Here is a 14422-nt window from a genome sequence, read left to right on the forward strand (position 1 = left end):
TTCTTACTAAAGGTCAACACAGGAGAACACTGACCGGAGGGATGCTCATCGTGCATATAGCGGACATCACCATGTTCTACGCCCCTGCCAGCGGAGGCGTACGCACTTATCTGGATGCCAAGCACCGGCGCCTGGGTGATCGACCCGGAATTCGCCACAGCCTGCTGATTCCCGGCGCGCATTTGAGCGTGCATGACGGAATCTACAAGGTTCCAGCCCCAGCACTGCCATTCGGCAAGGGCTATCGCTTCCCCCTTCGCCTGGCCCCCTGGCGCAATGTCCTGCGCGATCTACAGCCCGATCTGATTGAAGTCGGCGACCCTTACCTCACGGCCTGGGCCGCATTGGATGCCCGTCGCCAGCTCGACGTGCCCGTCATCGGTTTCTATCACTCCGACCTGCCACTGCTGGTCAGCAACCGCATGGGCAACTGGTTCACCCCCAACATCGAAGCTTATGTCAGCAAGTTGTACGGCAATTTCGACAGGGTCCTGGCGCCGAGCCAGGTCATGGCCGACAAATTGACCGGATTGGGGGTCAAGAACGTCTTCGTGCAACCGTTGGGCGTCGACCTGCAAACCTTCAACCCGGCCGCCCGCGACCCGGAGTTGCGGGCCGAGCTGGGCATCGCCGAAGACGCGCGCCTGCTGATTTTCGCCGGGCGCGGCTCCAAGGAAAAAAACCTGCCGGTGCTGCTCAAGTGCATGAAACGCCTGGGCGAGCGCTACCACTTATTGTTGGTGGGCTCGTCGATGCCCGCCGTGGTGCCGGACAACGTCACGGTGGTCGATGAATTCTGCCCGGCGCCACAAGTCGCCCGGCTCATGGCCAGCGCCGATGCCCTGCTGCACGCTGGCGACCAGGAGACCTTCGGCCTGGTGATTCTCGAAGCCATGGCCAGCGGTATTCCGGTCGTGGCGGTGGCGGCCGGGGCGTTCACTGAAATCGTCGATGAAGACTGCGGCCTGCTGTGCACACCCAACAATCCACAGGCCATGGCCAATGCCGTGCGACAACTGTTTGCCGAAGGCTGCCAGCGCCGTGGCGTGCTGGCGCGCCGGCATGTGGAGCGGCATTACGCCTGGGATACCGTGGTCAACAGCTTGCTGGGGCATTACTACGCCGTGCTCGGCGAACAAATGCCGCTGCTGGCCAATGGTTGAGGCGAGGTCCGTGTCGATGAATCATTCGCCCAGCGTGCTCTTGGTGTTGCACGACTTGGCCCCGCAAACCTGGCCCGACTACCAGCCCTTCGTCGAAGCCGTTGACGCCCTCGGCCAGGTGCCGATGACCTGGTTGGTGGTGCCGGACTTTCATCGCAACAATGCCCTGGAGTCTAATCCCGGCTTTCGGCGCCTGCTCGACAGCCGGGTCGAGCGCGGCGACGAACTGGTGTTGCATGGCTACTACCATTGCGACGACGGCCCTGCCGCCCGTCACCCCAAAGATTGGTTCATGCGCCGGGTCTATACCCATGAGGGGGAGTTCTACAACCTGTCCGAGGCCGCCGCCCTCGCCCGCCTGCGCGCCGGTATCGAAACCTTTGAACGCTACCACTGGCCACTGGAGGGTTTCGTCGCCCCGGCCTGGCTGATGAGCGAAGGCACGCGCCAGGCCTTGCGCCAGTTGCCGCTGAGCTACACCAGCGATACTCAACACCTTTATCGCTTGCCCGACTTCACCGCCATCGATGCGCCGGGGCTGGTCTGGAGTGCTCGCAGCGCCTGGCGCCGTGGCCTGTCGAAAGTCATCAGCGACCAACGCGAACAGCGCTGGCGCCAGGCCCCGGTGATTCGCCTGGGCCTGCACCCGGTGGACATGCGCCATACCTTTTCCCGGGACTATTGGCTGCGCACTCTCGAACGCCTGCTCAACGACGGTCGTGTGCCAATGACCAAAGTCGACTGGCTGGCGACCCAGGGGCTGCGGGTCAGCAGCGCCGCATGAAACGGCTGATCTGGCTGGGTGTCGCCCTGCTCACGGCGCTACTGGTGCCGCTGCTGGTCGGCGGCGGGGAAATGTGGTCGCGGGTGCAGCGCTTTCCGTTGTCGCTACTGCTGGCCATGCTCGGCATGATCGTGCTGTGCTGGTGCTTGAACTCCGTGCGCTTGCGCCTGCTGCTGGGGGAACACCGTGGGCGCATCGGCGGGCTGAAAAGCATCGGCGTGGTGATGTCCACCGAGTTCGCCATGTGCGCGACGCCCGGTGGCAGTGGCGGCCCACTGACGCTGATGGCCCTGCTGGCGCGCAACGGCGTGCGCCCGGCCCATGGCAGCGCGGTGTTTGCCATGGATCAGTTGAGCGACTTGCTGTTCTTCCTCTGCGCCTTGGTGGGCATTGTGTTTTATGCGCTGTTCCAGAACCTCAGCCAGCGCATGGAGTGGATGCTGGCGTTAAGCGCGATTTCATTGTTTGGCGGGCTGTTCGGCTGCGTGCTGGTGGCCCGGTATCACCGCAGATTGATTCTGCTGGGCGCTCGACTGCTGCGCCACCTGCGCGTAAAAGCCGTCACCCGTCGACGCTGGGCCCGCAAGATCCTGAGCTTTCTGGCGGCATTCACCGACACCTTGAAGTTGCCGCGACAGACACTGTTCCAGGTTTTCGGCCTGACCTGCCTGCATTGGGCACTGCGCTACAGCGTGTTGTACCTGGCATTGAGGGGACTGGGGGCAGATCTGCAGTGGGCCTGGAGTTTCCTGATCCAGATGCTGTCCCTGAGTGCGGGACAGTTCAGCCTGCTGCCGGGCGGCGCCGGGGCGGCCGAATTGACGTCGGCGGCGCTGCTGGCACCCATGGTGGGCAAATCCACCGCAGCGGCGGCGATTCTGATCTGGCGGGCGGTGACCTATTACTTTTATCTGGTGGCCGGCGGGCCGGTGTTCTTCCTGATGGTTGGGCGGCCGTTGCTCAAGAAACTGATCAGGCTCAGGCAGACCTGACATATCACGGTTTCTGTTCGGGCTCGTCCTGGGGATGCAGTTGCTCCCACAATTGCGCGGCATCGGGAAACTCAGTGCCGTCCTCCGGGCCCAACGCATCTGGGTCATAGCGGCTGAGGCAGCCCTCGCCCAGGGTCGCCGGCGCCTTGGAGGTGGCTTTGTCCAATGGATCGGTCATGGCGCAATGCTGCTCCCTTGAGGTTGCATGAAAGTCACCGTGGCGAGGGAGCTTGCTCCCGCTCGGCTGCGCAGCAGTCGTAAAGCCTGCCTACTCTATTTTCCCCGGTGCACGGTGTTGAATTGTTTTGGGGCTGCTTCGCAGCCCAGCGGGAGCAAGCTCCCTCGCCACAGTAAATAAAAAGGCCTGGCGATCGCTCGTCCAGGCCCTTTGCAGTGTAGTCAGAACACCACGGTCTTGTTGCCGTGCACCAGCACCCGGTCTTCCAGGTGATAACGCAGGCCGCGGGCCAACACCATCTTCTCTACGTCACGGCCGAAACGCACCATGTCTTCGATGCTGTCGCTGTGGCTGACGCGCACCACGTCCTGCTCGATGATCGGGCCGGCATCCAGCTCTTCGGTCACGTAGTGACAGGTGGCGCCAATCAGCTTCACACCGCGCATCGACGCCTGGTGGTACGGCTTGGCACCGACGAACGATGGCAGGAAACTGTGGTGGATGTTGATGACCTTATGGGCGTATTCGCGGCACAAGGCCGGCGGCAGGATCTGCATGTAGCGGGCCAGCACCACCACCTCGGCATCGTGCTGCTTGACCAGCCGCGAGACTTCGGCGAACGCCGGCTGCTTGTCTTGCGCGTTGACGGGTACGTGGTAGTACGGGATGCCGTGCCATTCCACCATGCTGCGCAAGTCGTCATGGTTGGAAATCACACAGGCGATGTCGCAATCGAGCTCATCGCTGTGCCAACGGTGCAACAGGTCGGCCAGGCAGTGGGACTCACGACTGGCCATCAGCACCACGCGTTTTTTCTGCGCGGTGTCGGTGATACGCCAGTCCATCGAGAACTCTTCGGCAATGGGGGCGAACGCTTCACGAAAGGCTTCGATACCAAAGGGCAGCGAGTCGGCACGAATCTCGTGACGCATGAAAAACCAACCACTTTGATTGTCCGAGTGATGGCTTGCTTCGGTGATCCAGCCGTTATGGGACGCCAGAAAGTTACTGACTTTAGCAACGATGCCGACGCGGTCCGGGCAAGCAATCACCAGACGAAAAGTGCGCATTAGGGAAACTCCAGAACTTCGCAAAGGCGGCCATTCTAGCCATTGCGCGGCAAAACTGCAGTATCGATGACACGCCAAACCCTCGACGACGGCCTATCGCCGCGATCTGCGTGGTCTGGGGAAGCAGGCTATATGTGTGAAAAGATGTGAAGACACTGTCGCGGCATTTAACTGCAACAGGCGTTTTTGTGGCACAGCACTAATTAATTAAATAAAACACCGGTTAAATGTTTACTTGATGAAACTGTCTGATTACTATTGCCGCACTGTGTCCTTGTCACCCGCGTCCTACATAAGGTAGTCCACATGTCCTTGATCAATGAATACCGCGCCACAGAAGAAGCCATCAAAGAACTGCAAGCTCGCCTGAAAAACCTGTCCCAAGACGACAAACTGCAAACCGAGCTTGAATTCGAAGGCAAACTGCGCACTCTGATGGGCGAATACTCCAAGTCGCTGCGCGACATCATTGCCCTGCTGGATCCAGAAGCCAAGTCGAGCAAAGCACCACGTGGCGCCGTGAAAACTACCGGTACCAAACGCGCTCGCAAAGTTAAGCAATACAAGAACCCGCACAACGGCGAAGTCATCGAAACCAAAGGTGGCAACCACAAGACTCTGAAAGAGTGGAAAGCCAAGTGGGGCGGTGACGTGGTTGAAGGCTGGGCAACCCTGCTGGGCTAAGCCTCACCGGTTCGCACCGTTCTTAGCGAACAAAAAAACGCCAGCGATTGCTGGCGTTTTTTATGCCTGTCATCTTTTTACTTCATCACGGCTCAAGGCTTAAACGTTTGCGCAATTGCTGGCTGTAGCTCTGCCACTCCCGGAGTACTTCTTGCTGCACGGGTGTAGACAGGTCCATCCACTCCCTCATCGCCGCATCAAAACTTTCCAAGGTATTAGGCGCCCCCCACTCCGGGGATGACAGCCGTTGTTGACAGAAAAGTCTCCAACGCGCCTGCTCTTCAGGATTCAACGTGTCTGGAAAGTTGCGTGCGCGATATCGGAACAATAGTTCCGGCAAACGCTCATCATCGAAAGGCCAGCGCTCTTGAGCCAATTGCGCGGGGTCAGCCAGGCGGACTTGTTCACATAAACGTCGATCGCGATCCCCCAGGAAGCCCGCGTATAACTGTTGCTCGGGATCCTCGCTGGCGGTGAAATCCTCGCACCCATAAATGGCCTGAAGTTTATCTTGCCAAACTTTCTGTGCGTCAGTTAGCCGCAATGCCCGTTGCTGATAGCCCTCCATGTCCAGTTCCAGTCGCTGCTGGTCCTCGGCACGCAGCACCGACAATGGCGCGATCACCGGGCATTTGTTGATATGGATAAGCTTGAGCGGCACCGGCAACTCACCTTCGAGCAATTCTTCACGGCGGGTATACAAACGCTGGCGCAGGCTTTCGGCATCGTCATCCAGCAGGCCCTGGGGGTCCAGGTGCAGGTCGCAGACGATCAGGGCGTTGCGGTTTTTCGGGTGCCAGGCCAGCGGCAAGACCACACCGATGTAGTTGCGCGCCGCCGAGAAGCGACCGGAAATATGCACCATAGGCTGCAACAGGCGGATCTGATCCATCACCTTCTGTTTGCTGCGCAACTGGAACAGCCAGTCGTAGAGCCGGGGCTGCTGCTGACGGATCAGGCGGGCCAGGGCGATGGTCGCGCGCACGTCCGACAACGCATCGTGGGCCTGGCCATGGTCGATGCCATTGGCAGCGGTCAGGCGCTCGAGCTTGAGGGTCACCCGACCGTCCTCTTGCGGCCAGGTGATGCCTTGCGGGCGCAACGCATAGGCCGCGCGCACCAGATCGATGAGGTCCCAGCGACTGTTGCCGCCCTGCCATTCCCGCGCGTACGGGTCGAAGAAATTCCGATAGAGGCTGTAGCGGGTCATTTCATCGTCGAAGCGCAGGGTGTTGTAGCCGGCGCCACAGGTACCGGGCGCAGCCAGTTGCCCGTGGACACGGGTCATGAAATCGGCTTCGCTCAAGCCTTTTTCGGCCAGGCACACCGGGGTGATGCCGGTAATCGCGCAGGCCGCCGGATGCGGCAGGATGTCATCGCTGGGCCGGCAATACAGGTTCACCGGTTCATCGATTTCATTGAGTTCGAAATCGGTACGGATACCCGCCACCTGCAAGGGCCGGTCGCAACGCGGGTTGATGCCGGTGGTTTCGTAGTCGTACCAGAAAATGGAAGTCACGGGCTGTTCCTGAACTGAAGACTGGCGAAGTCTAGGCGCTCGAACCCGCCTGCGACCAGCAGTCCTGTAACTTTTGAAGACTAATGCGCCGCTCCACCACCCCCCCCATGTGGGAGCGAGCTCGCTCGCGATAGCGGTGCCTCAGCTTGCATTCATGTTGAATGGACTGCCGTCATCGCGAGCAAGCTCGCTCCCACAATTGATCTGCGGTGCCCACGAATCCTGTTGCAAACCATGAAATGACCTGCACAGTTGTATCGTTTGCCCGCACGAAGACTGCTAGCATCTGGGCCGAGATTGAACATTCGGTCTGGCCCATCACAGGTTGCCCATGCTCGAGACACCAGCACTGCAAAGGAACGCGACGCTGCCCGCGCCCCTGGACACGCGCTATCAGGTTGAAACGCCCGAAGGCATCGACCTGCCGCTGCGCCCGGCGGGATTGATGCCGCGTGCAATCGCCTTCGCCATCGACCTGGGCATACGCGGGCTGGTCCTGGTTTTTTTCTTCCTGGTCCTGGCGTTTTTCGGCGAACTGGGGATGGGCCTTGGGTCCATCCTGCTGTTTGTCGTCAGTTGGTGGTACATGGTGCTGTTCGAGGTGCTCAACCAGGGGCGCTCTCCCGGCAAGCAGATCATGGGGCTGCGCGTGGTGCAGGACGATGGCCGGCCCATCGGCTGGTCGGCGTCGTTGATCCGCAACCTGCTGCGTTTCGTCGACATGCTGCCCTTCGGCTACACCTTCGGGGCCATCAGTTGCCTGCAGCATCCGACGTTCAAGCGCTTGGGCGACCTCGCGGCCGGCACGCTGGTGGTGTATCGCGAACAACCGGTCAAACGCCCCGCCTTGCCGATGGCCCCGCCGATACGCACGCCTTTCACCCTGAGCCTGAATGAGCAACGCGCCGTGCTGGGCTTCGCCGAACGCCAGGCAGAACTGTCCCAGGCGCGGGTCAACGAACTGGCTGCCATCCTGGCCGCGCCACTGAACGTCCAGGTGCCAAACGCCGCGGCCGAACTCAATGGCGTCGCCCGCGGCCTGCTGGGGCCAACATGAAACAAAGCCTGTTCGAAAGCCGTCACCAGGGGGAATGGGAGCACCTGACCCGGCAACTCGACCAACTGGAGCGCAGCCGCAGCGTGCCCCAGAGCAGCGACTTCCCCGCCACCTACCGCCGGCTTTGCCATCACCTGGCACTGGCCCAGGCCCGGGGCTACAGCAGCTTGCTGGTCGACACCCTGCAACAACTGGCGCTGCGCGGTCACCAGCAACTCTACCGGGATCGCAGCCGGCCATCGGCCAGTCTCTCGGCGTTTATCCTGGTCGGTTTTCCCCGACTGGTGCGTGAACAATGGCGCTTCGTGCTGGCCGCCAGCCTGATGTTCCTGGGCAGCCTGGTGGGCATCGGGCTGCTGGTCTATCTGTTCCCGGAACTGGTCTACAGCGTGCTCGGCGCCGACGAAATCAGCCAGATCCGCAGCATGTATGACCCGGCATCCGGGCACCTGGGGCGCTCGGTCGAGCGGGCCGCCAGCGAGGACTGGGTCATGTTCGGTTACTACATCATGCACAACATCGGCATTGCCTTTCAGACGTTTGCCAGTGGCTTGATGTTTGGCCTGGGGAGCGCGTTTTTCCTGTTTTTCAATGGCCTGACCATCGGCGCGGTGGCCGGGCACCTGACCCAGATCGGCTCCGGGGGAACGTTCTGGTCGTTCGTGATCGGCCACGGTGCCTTCGAACTCACTGCCATCGCCCTGGCCGGGGCCGCAGGCCTGCAACTGGGCTGGGCCTTGATCGCGCCGGGACGCCTGACCCGGGGCGAGGCCTTGCGGCTCGCGGCGGGCAAAAGCGTGCTGATGATCGGCGGTGTGATGCTGTTCCTGCTCATTGCCGCGTTCATCGAGGCCTACTGGTCTTCCAGCGCCGTGACGCCCGCCACCAAGTACACCGTAGGCGCCTTGTTGTGGCTGTTGGTGATCAGCTATCTGTCGCTTGCCGGACGGGTCCGCCATGCGCCTGAGTGACGCCACCGTCGTCATCCGCCCACGCACCACCTGGGAAGCCATGGATCTTGGCGTGTTGATGAGCCAGCAGCATCGACGCCTGCTGATGACCAGTTGGGCGATCATCACGTTGCCGGTGTACCTGTTGCTGACCCTGCTGCTGTGGGACTCACCGTCGCTGGTGGTGATGCTGTTCTGGTGGTTGAAGCCGGCCTTCGACCGTCTGCCGCTGTACATTCTGTCCAAGGCGCTGTTTGGCGATACCCCCACCTTGCGGCAGGCGTTGCGCCAGTGGCCTGCGCTGCTCAAGCCGCAGTTGCTGGCCAGCCTGACCTGGCGTCGGCTGAGCCTGAGCCGCAGTTTCCTGATGCCGGTGGTGCAACTCGAGGGGCTTAGCGGTGAGGCCCGGGCGCAGCGCTTGCGGGTATTGCAGCAACGCAACCGCGGCGCGGCGCAATGGTTGACCATCATCGGCATGCACCTGGAAACCGCCTTGTGGTTCGGCCTGATGGCCCTGTTCTATCTGTTCGTGCCGCAACAAGTCGAACTGCAATGGGATTGGGAGACGCTGGTGTCAGCGGCCGAGCACGACTGGTTGTGGTTCGAACACCTGGTCAACTTCCTGTACCCGCTGCTGCTGATCTTATGGGAGCCGGTGTATGTCGCCTGTGGCTTCAGCCTCTACCTGAACCGGCGCACGATCCTCGAGGCGTGGGACATCGAGCTGGTGTTCCGACGCCTGCGCCAACGCCTGAGCGGCGTCGCCCCGGTGCTGATGCTGCTGGTGTTCATGCTGCTGCCGCTGGCGCCCCCGGCGTTTGCCGCCGAGGACAGCAGCGGCCCCGACAGCCCGCGACTGCTCAACCAGCCCCTCACCAGCGAAGCCTCCCGGGACAGCATCAAGGCTGTCCTCGACGCCCCGCCGTTCAAGAATCCCGAGACCGTCATCCGTTATCGTTTCGGCGAAGAAACGGCCGAATCCCCCGAGACCGAGACCGAGGCGAAATCGAACTGGCTCAAGACCCTGTTCAAATGGCTCGGCAGCCAACGCTTCGACATCGCCGCCGCACTGATCCAGGTGGTGCTGTGGGCCTGCCTGGTGGCGGCGATCGTCTGGCTGGCCTGGCGCTACCGTGAAAGACTCAAGGCCCTGGCCAATCGCCGACCGACGCAGCGCCTGCCGGTGGAACGCGCCGTGCCAGCGCGCATGTTCGGCCTGGATATTCGCGAAGAAAGCCTGCCCGCCGACGTGGCGACCAGCGTCGAACAACTGTGGGCCACACAGCCCCGTGAAGCCCTGGGCCTGCTGTACCGGGCGCTGCTCAGCCGGTTGCATCATGACTTCAAGATCCCCTTGAAACCGGCCGACACCGAAGGCCAGGTGCTGGAACGCGTCGAACAGCTCAAGCAGGACAACCTGCTGGGCTTCAGCAAAAACCTCACCCTGCATTGGCAGAACATTGCCTACGGGCATCGCCCCCCACCGACACACCTGCAACAGGAACTGTGTGACGGCTGGCGCGAGCTGTTCGGTCCGGGGGCGTCTCGATGAGCCGGCACGCGGGGTGGCTGATCGGCGCCGTGCTGGCCGCCGTGGTGTGCGCATTCGGTCTCTACCTCTACACCAAGGCCGTGCCCTATGAGGAGGTCGTCGAGCACGGCCCCTCCCCTGAAGCCCAGGCCAATCCTTACCTGGCCGCCGAGCTTTTCCTGCGCCAGAAAGGTATCAACGTCGAGCACGCCAACAGCCTGGATGTGCTGCCCACCCTGGAGCCTCGCCAGCACAGCCTGCTGTTGCTGGGCGAACGAACCCACATGACGCCACGGGAAGTCGAGCAGTTGATGAACTGGACCCGGGCTGGCGGGCGCTTGCTTTTCGTCGCCGAAGCCTTGTGGGATAACAGCACCGGCAACAGCGGCGACCTGCTGCTCGACCGCGTGCGCCTGCGCCAATCCTTGAGCAAGGACCTCAAGGAACCGGCGCCCAAACTGATCAAGGACCGTTACCCGGAACTGACCAAACTCTATCTGGAAGACGAAGAGGCGCCGGCGTATGTCGGCTTCGACACCGACTTCCACCTCGAGGACCCGCATGACCTGGCCCAGGCCTGGGCCAACAGCGCGCTGGCGACCCACATGATGCAATTGAACCTCGGCCTCGGCTCGATCACCGTGATCACCGACGCCGAGCTGTGGAAGAACGAGAACATCGACCAGTACGACAACGCCTGGCTGCTCTGGTACTTGAGCGTCGACACGGACGTCACGCTGCTGTTCAACACCGACCACGACAACCTGCTGACCCTGCTGCTGCGCTATTTTCCCCAGGCATTGGTGGCACTGCTGGCCTTGATTGCCCTGTGGTTCTGGCGTTCAGCGGTACGCCATGGCCCACTGCAACAACCCGCCTCCAAGGCGCGGCGTCAGTTGGAAGAGCATGTGCAGGCCGGCGCCGGTTTCCACCTGCGGCACAACGGCCAGGAGTACCTGTTGCATGCCTTGCAACAAGACGTGCTGCGCCGGGCACGTCATCTTCACCCAGGCTTCGAACAACTGGCCGTCGCCGAACAATGGCAGGTACTCGCCCGCCTGACCCGACAACCGACGCGGGCCATCAGCCAGGCCTTGAGCCCACGACCGAAACAGCGCCTGTCCCGCGCCGAGTTCTGCCGCCAGGTCGCCCATTTGCAAACCCTTAGGAATGCCTTATGACTGAACAGAACGAACCTGTCGACGGCCAGGCCCACGCCGCCCAACAGCGCCAGCGCGCCAGTCAGTTGGCCCAGGCCATCCGCACCGAACTGCGCAAAGCGGTGGTCGGCCAGGGCGCGGTGATCGACGATGTGCTCACCGCGCTGATCGCCGGCGGGCACGTGCTGCTCGAAGGGGTTCCCGGGCTGGGCAAGACCTTGCTGGTGCGGGCCCTGGCCCGGTGTTTCAACGGCGAGTTCGCACGTATCCAGTTCACCCCCGACCTGATGCCCAGCGACGTCACCGGGCACGCGGTGTACGACTTGCAGACCGAGCAGTTCAAGCTGCGCAAGGGCCCGGTGTTCACCAACCTGCTGCTGGCCGACGAGATCAACCGCGCACCGGCCAAGACCCAGGCCGCGCTGCTCGAAGCCATGCAGGAACGCCAGGTCACCCTTGAAGGCCGCGCCCTGCCCATCAGCCAGCCGTTCATGGTGCTCGCCACCCAGAACCCCATCGAACAGGAAGGCACCTACCCGTTGCCGGAAGCCGAGCTCGACCGCTTCATGCTCAAGGTGCGCATGGACTACCCGGACGCCGACCAGGAGCTGGACATGGTGCGCCAGGTCAGCCGCTCGACCCGCGCCGACATGCTCGACGTGCAACCGCTGCGCATGGTGTTGCAGGCCAAGGACGTGCAAGCGCTGCAACGCATTGCCAGCGACCTGCCGATGGACGACCAGGTACTCGACTACGCCGTGCGCCTGGCCCGCACCACCCGCAGCTGGCCGGGCTTGACCCTCGGCGCCGGCCCGCGCGCGTCGATTGCGCTGGTACGTTGCGCCCGGGCCCGAGCGTTGTTGCGTGGCGGCGAGTTCGTCGTGCCGGATGACATCAAGGGCTGCGCCCTGGCCGTGCTGCGCCATCGCGTACGCCTGGCGCCGGAACTGGACATCGAAGGGCTGTCGGTGGACCAGGTGCTGGGGCAACTGCTCGATCAAGTGCCGGCGCCGCGGTTGTGATGAGGGCGTCTGTGCCAAGCGTGCTTTTTGTGCCAGGAGTATTCTTTGTGGCAGGCATGCTTTTTGTGGCGAGGGAGCTTGCTCCCGCTGGGCTGCGAAGCAGCCCCCAAGTTCTATCTGACACACCGCCAGGGGACGCTGCGCGTCCAGCGGGAGCAAGCTCCCTCGCCACAGGAAACCTCACCGCAGTAAATTTCTTTGCCAAGGCAAACATCCCCTGCAAGAGCACGCACCCATGAAACCCTCGCGCCTGCTGCTGACCTGGCTCGCCGTGCTGCTGGCCGTGAGTATCGTGCTCGGCGCGCTACGGGCCTTGGGCATGGCGGTGCCATCGGCGCTGCTGTCGATCAACTGGGGGTTGCTGTTGGCCTTGCTGGCCCTGGCGCTGCTCGACGCGGTGCGCGTCAGGCGCCTGCCCTCGCCGCGGGTTCAACGGCAGATGCCGGGCAGCCTGGCCCTGGGTCGCTGGGGTGAAATCCGCTTGGACATCAGCCATGACTTTGCCCAACCGCTGCACGTGCAGCTCTTCGACCATGTACCCGATGGCCTGGACTTCGAAAACCTGCCGCTGTCGGTCGAGCTACAAACCGGCCAGCGCAGCCAGGTCGGCTACCGCCTGCGCCCGCTCAAGCGCGGTCACTTCGCCTTCGCCCGGTGCGAGACCAGCCTGCCGAGCCCGCTGGGCCTGTGGACCGACAGACGCCTGCTGGACGCTGTCGACCACACCCGCGTCTACCCGGATTTCGCCAGGCTCTACGACGGTCAACTGTTGGCGGTGGACAACTGGCTGAGCCAGCTCGGCATCCGCCAGCGACAACGGCGCGGCCAGGGCCAGGAATTCCATCAACTGCGCGAATTTCGCGAGGGCGACAGCCTGCGCCAGATCGACTGGAAGGCCACGGCCCGCCATCGCACGCCGATTGCCCGGGAATACGAAGACGAGCGCGACCAACAGATCATCTTCATGCTCGACTGCGGCCGGCGCATGCGCAGCCAGGACGGCGAGCTGTCGCACTTCGACCACGCCCTCAACGCCTGCCTGCTGCTCAGCTACACCGCGCTGCGCCAGGGCGATGCCGTGGGCCTGAACACCTTCGCCAGCGATCAGACCCGCTACCTCGCCCCGGTCAAAGGCACCGGCCAGCTCAACGTGTTGCTCAACACCGTGTACGACCTCGACAGCAGCCAACGCCCCGCCGACTACCAGGCAGCCGTCACCCAGTTGTTGGCCCGGCAAAAACGCCGGGCCCTGGTGGTGCTGGTGACCAACTTGCGGGATGAGGACGACGCGGATCTGCTCGCGGCCGTCAAACGGTTGGGCCAACAGCATCGGGTGCTGGTGGCCAGCCTGCGGGAAGAGGCCCTCGACCGGTTGCGCCAGACGCCTGTGCAAACCTTGCCCGAGGCCTTGGCCTACTGCGGGACGGTGGACTATTTGAATGCCCGGGCCGAACTGCACAAGCAGTTGGCCGCCCACGGCGTCCCGGCCCTGGATTCGCGTCCTAGTGAATTAGGTGCGGACCTGGTGACCCAATACCTGGCCTGGAAAAAGGCCGGGACCGTCTAGGTCCTACAGCGAGCCAGCAAAAGTCCGGCTGACTACAACGCCTTGCGCAACGGACTACAGATCCGCCAGAATCCGCCGGCTTGTGCGCTTTGGCCTTGCCCCGTAACTTGATTCGCGTCGCTGATATCCAGCGATCGGGTTTAGTCGCCCGGTGGTAAAAACGATGTGCACAAGCGTCCTTCAGTCGGGTTCCCCTATCCCCGCACTTGATGGTGGCTGTGCGCAGGGCGCCCTCGGGCGCGCCGGGTTTCGTTTTTCCACCGGTCGACTAACCTGCGTCCAGCCGCCACCCCTCGTTTAGTCGCGAACAGGGTGGCTGCTCCAATCACGGAAAAACGACTATGTTCAAGCAAACCCCAAATCCTCCGCACACAGCCCCAGAAACCCTCGACCCCGAAAAGCTCGACGAAGCCGCTCAAAGAGCCCTCGACTACTACCTCAAGCCCAACCACGGCCAACCCGATAAAAAACCATACAAACAGCCGGACTACTTCATCGTCGCCCCCGACGCCGACCCCGAAGGCATGCTCGCGCACACCTACGAAACCTTCTGTTCGGTGAGCACGCTGATCCTGGATTTATCGGAAGACCTGGAAGGCGCCCCGCGCAACCTGGCCCTGGCGATTCACCAGATGGGCGAGATGGGGGTGTTGTTGCTGGAGAAGATGCTGGATAACGAGGCGAAGGTTCAGCGCTGAAGCTTTGGACTGTTTCTGAGTAACCTGTGGGAGCAAAGCTTGCTCCC

Annotated in this window: 14 protein-coding genes; 11 read left to right on the forward strand and 3 right to left on the reverse strand. The window is 62.5% G+C overall.

Annotation, left to right across the window (positions count from 1 at the left end):
* The first annotated feature begins 41 nt into the window (after positions 1-41).
* Genes Q7F16_RS17055 through Q7F16_RS17065 form a run of 3 tightly spaced genes read left to right on the forward strand, consistent with a single transcriptional unit; the run spans position 42 to position 2939 of the window.
* Complete coding sequence (locus Q7F16_RS17055) at positions 42-1163, forward strand: glycosyltransferase family 4 protein (RefSeq protein ID WP_046062639.1); 1122 nt, start codon at positions 42-44, stop codon at positions 1161-1163.
* 16 nt (positions 1164-1179) lie between these two features.
* Positions 1180-1947, forward strand: a complete 768-nt coding sequence (locus tag Q7F16_RS17060; protein ID WP_409556089.1) for a DUF2334 domain-containing protein — start codon at positions 1180-1182, stop codon at positions 1945-1947.
* On the forward strand, positions 1944-2939 hold the full coding sequence (locus Q7F16_RS17065) for a lysylphosphatidylglycerol synthase transmembrane domain-containing protein (RefSeq protein ID WP_409556090.1): 996 nt from the start codon (positions 1944-1946) through the stop codon (positions 2937-2939). Before Q7F16_RS17060 ends, Q7F16_RS17065 begins: the two co-directional genes overlap by 4 nt.
* Positions 2940-2943: 4 nt before the next feature.
* On the opposite strand, the gene Q7F16_RS17070 is transcribed toward Q7F16_RS17065, so the two are convergent.
* Positions 2944-3117: a hypothetical protein gene (locus tag Q7F16_RS17070; RefSeq protein WP_003205087.1), complete on the reverse strand. Its 174-nt coding sequence runs from the start codon at positions 3115-3117 to the stop codon at positions 2944-2946.
* Between the two features lie 221 nt (positions 3118-3338).
* Entirely contained in the window at positions 3339-4187 is an 849-nt protein-coding gene (purU, locus tag Q7F16_RS17075) for a formyltetrahydrofolate deformylase (RefSeq protein WP_018614294.1), read from the reverse strand.
* A gap of 306 nt (positions 4188-4493) precedes the next feature.
* On the opposite strand from purU, the gene mvaT reads away from it, so the two are divergent.
* Complete coding sequence (gene mvaT / locus Q7F16_RS17080) at positions 4494-4871, forward strand: histone-like nucleoid-structuring protein MvaT (RefSeq protein ID WP_003205091.1); 378 nt, start codon at positions 4494-4496, stop codon at positions 4869-4871.
* Positions 4872-4956: 85 nt separating this feature from the next.
* On the opposite strand, the gene sbcB is transcribed toward mvaT, so the two are convergent.
* Complete coding sequence (gene sbcB / locus Q7F16_RS17085) at positions 4957-6390, reverse strand: exodeoxyribonuclease I (protein WP_409556091.1); 1434 nt, start codon at positions 6388-6390, stop codon at positions 4957-4959.
* 331 nt (positions 6391-6721) lie between these two features.
* Between sbcB and Q7F16_RS17090 the strand changes: the two genes are divergently transcribed.
* The 7 genes from Q7F16_RS17090 to Q7F16_RS17120 all read left to right on the forward strand — a co-directional run bounded on the left by Q7F16_RS17090 (position 6722) and on the right by Q7F16_RS17120 (position 14375).
* Positions 6722-7447 carry an RDD family protein gene (locus Q7F16_RS17090; RefSeq protein WP_409556092.1) on the forward strand — a complete coding sequence of 242 codons (726 nt, stop codon included), beginning with the start codon at positions 6722-6724 and terminating at the stop codon, positions 7445-7447.
* Positions 7444-8418, forward strand: coding sequence for a stage II sporulation protein M (locus tag Q7F16_RS17095; protein WP_018614300.1), 975 nt, complete (start codon positions 7444-7446; stop codon positions 8416-8418). Before Q7F16_RS17090 ends, Q7F16_RS17095 begins: the two co-directional genes overlap by 4 nt.
* The gene (locus tag Q7F16_RS17100; protein ID WP_409556093.1) at positions 8405-9949 is read left to right on the forward strand and encodes a DUF4129 domain-containing protein; all 1545 of its coding nucleotides are present in this window, start codon (positions 8405-8407) and stop codon (positions 9947-9949) included. The genes Q7F16_RS17095 and Q7F16_RS17100 overlap by 14 nt, the downstream gene beginning before the upstream one ends.
* Positions 9946-11109 (forward strand): DUF4350 domain-containing protein, encoded by a 1164-nt coding sequence (locus Q7F16_RS17105; RefSeq protein ID WP_409556094.1) that lies wholly within the window; start codon positions 9946-9948, stop codon positions 11107-11109. Before Q7F16_RS17100 ends, Q7F16_RS17105 begins: the two co-directional genes overlap by 4 nt.
* Entirely contained in the window at positions 11106-12110 is a 1005-nt protein-coding gene (locus tag Q7F16_RS17110; protein WP_409556095.1) for an AAA family ATPase, read from the forward strand. Before Q7F16_RS17105 ends, Q7F16_RS17110 begins: the two co-directional genes overlap by 4 nt.
* 235 nt (positions 12111-12345) lie before the next feature.
* Complete coding sequence (locus Q7F16_RS17115) at positions 12346-13677, forward strand: DUF58 domain-containing protein (protein ID WP_409556096.1); 1332 nt, start codon at positions 12346-12348, stop codon at positions 13675-13677.
* 341 nt (positions 13678-14018) lie between these two features.
* A complete protein-coding gene (locus tag Q7F16_RS17120) occupies positions 14019-14375 on the forward strand; it encodes a DUF6124 family protein (protein ID WP_409556097.1) in 357 nt (118 codons plus the stop codon).
* The last annotated feature ends 47 nt before the right edge of the window (positions 14376-14422 follow it).

This window comes from Pseudomonas sp. Lb2C2, from assembly GCF_052112205.1.
Taxonomy (GTDB): Bacteria; Pseudomonadota; Gammaproteobacteria; order Pseudomonadales; family Pseudomonadaceae; genus Aquipseudomonas; species Aquipseudomonas kilonensis.

Excerpts from the sequence above, each read along its gene's own strand:
- Q7F16_RS17055 (WP_046062639.1), top strand. The coding sequence starts at position 42 with ATGCTCATCGTGCATATAGCGGACATCACCATGTTCTACGCCCCTGCC.
- Q7F16_RS17060 (WP_409556089.1), top strand. The coding sequence starts at position 1,180 with ATGAATCATTCGCCCAGCGTGCTCTTGGTGTTGCACGACTTGGCCCCG.
- Q7F16_RS17065 (WP_409556090.1), top strand. The coding sequence starts at position 1,944 with ATGAAACGGCTGATCTGGCTGGGTGTCGCCCTGCTCACGGCGCTACTG.
- Q7F16_RS17070 (WP_003205087.1), bottom strand. The coding sequence starts at position 3,117 with ATGACCGATCCATTGGACAAAGCCACCTCCAAGGCGCCGGCGACCCTG.
- purU (WP_018614294.1), bottom strand. The coding sequence starts at position 4,187 with ATGCGCACTTTTCGTCTGGTGATTGCTTGCCCGGACCGCGTCGGCATC.
- mvaT (WP_003205091.1), top strand. The coding sequence starts at position 4,494 with ATGTCCTTGATCAATGAATACCGCGCCACAGAAGAAGCCATCAAAGAA.
- Q7F16_RS17090 (WP_409556092.1), top strand. The coding sequence starts at position 6,722 with ATGCTCGAGACACCAGCACTGCAAAGGAACGCGACGCTGCCCGCGCCC.
- Q7F16_RS17095 (WP_018614300.1), top strand. The coding sequence starts at position 7,444 with ATGAAACAAAGCCTGTTCGAAAGCCGTCACCAGGGGGAATGGGAGCAC.
- Q7F16_RS17100 (WP_409556093.1), top strand. The coding sequence starts at position 8,405 with ATGCGCCTGAGTGACGCCACCGTCGTCATCCGCCCACGCACCACCTGG.
- Q7F16_RS17105 (WP_409556094.1), top strand. The coding sequence starts at position 9,946 with ATGAGCCGGCACGCGGGGTGGCTGATCGGCGCCGTGCTGGCCGCCGTG.
- Q7F16_RS17110 (WP_409556095.1), top strand. The coding sequence starts at position 11,106 with ATGACTGAACAGAACGAACCTGTCGACGGCCAGGCCCACGCCGCCCAA.
- Q7F16_RS17115 (WP_409556096.1), top strand. The coding sequence starts at position 12,346 with ATGAAACCCTCGCGCCTGCTGCTGACCTGGCTCGCCGTGCTGCTGGCC.
- Q7F16_RS17120 (WP_409556097.1), top strand. The coding sequence starts at position 14,019 with ATGTTCAAGCAAACCCCAAATCCTCCGCACACAGCCCCAGAAACCCTC.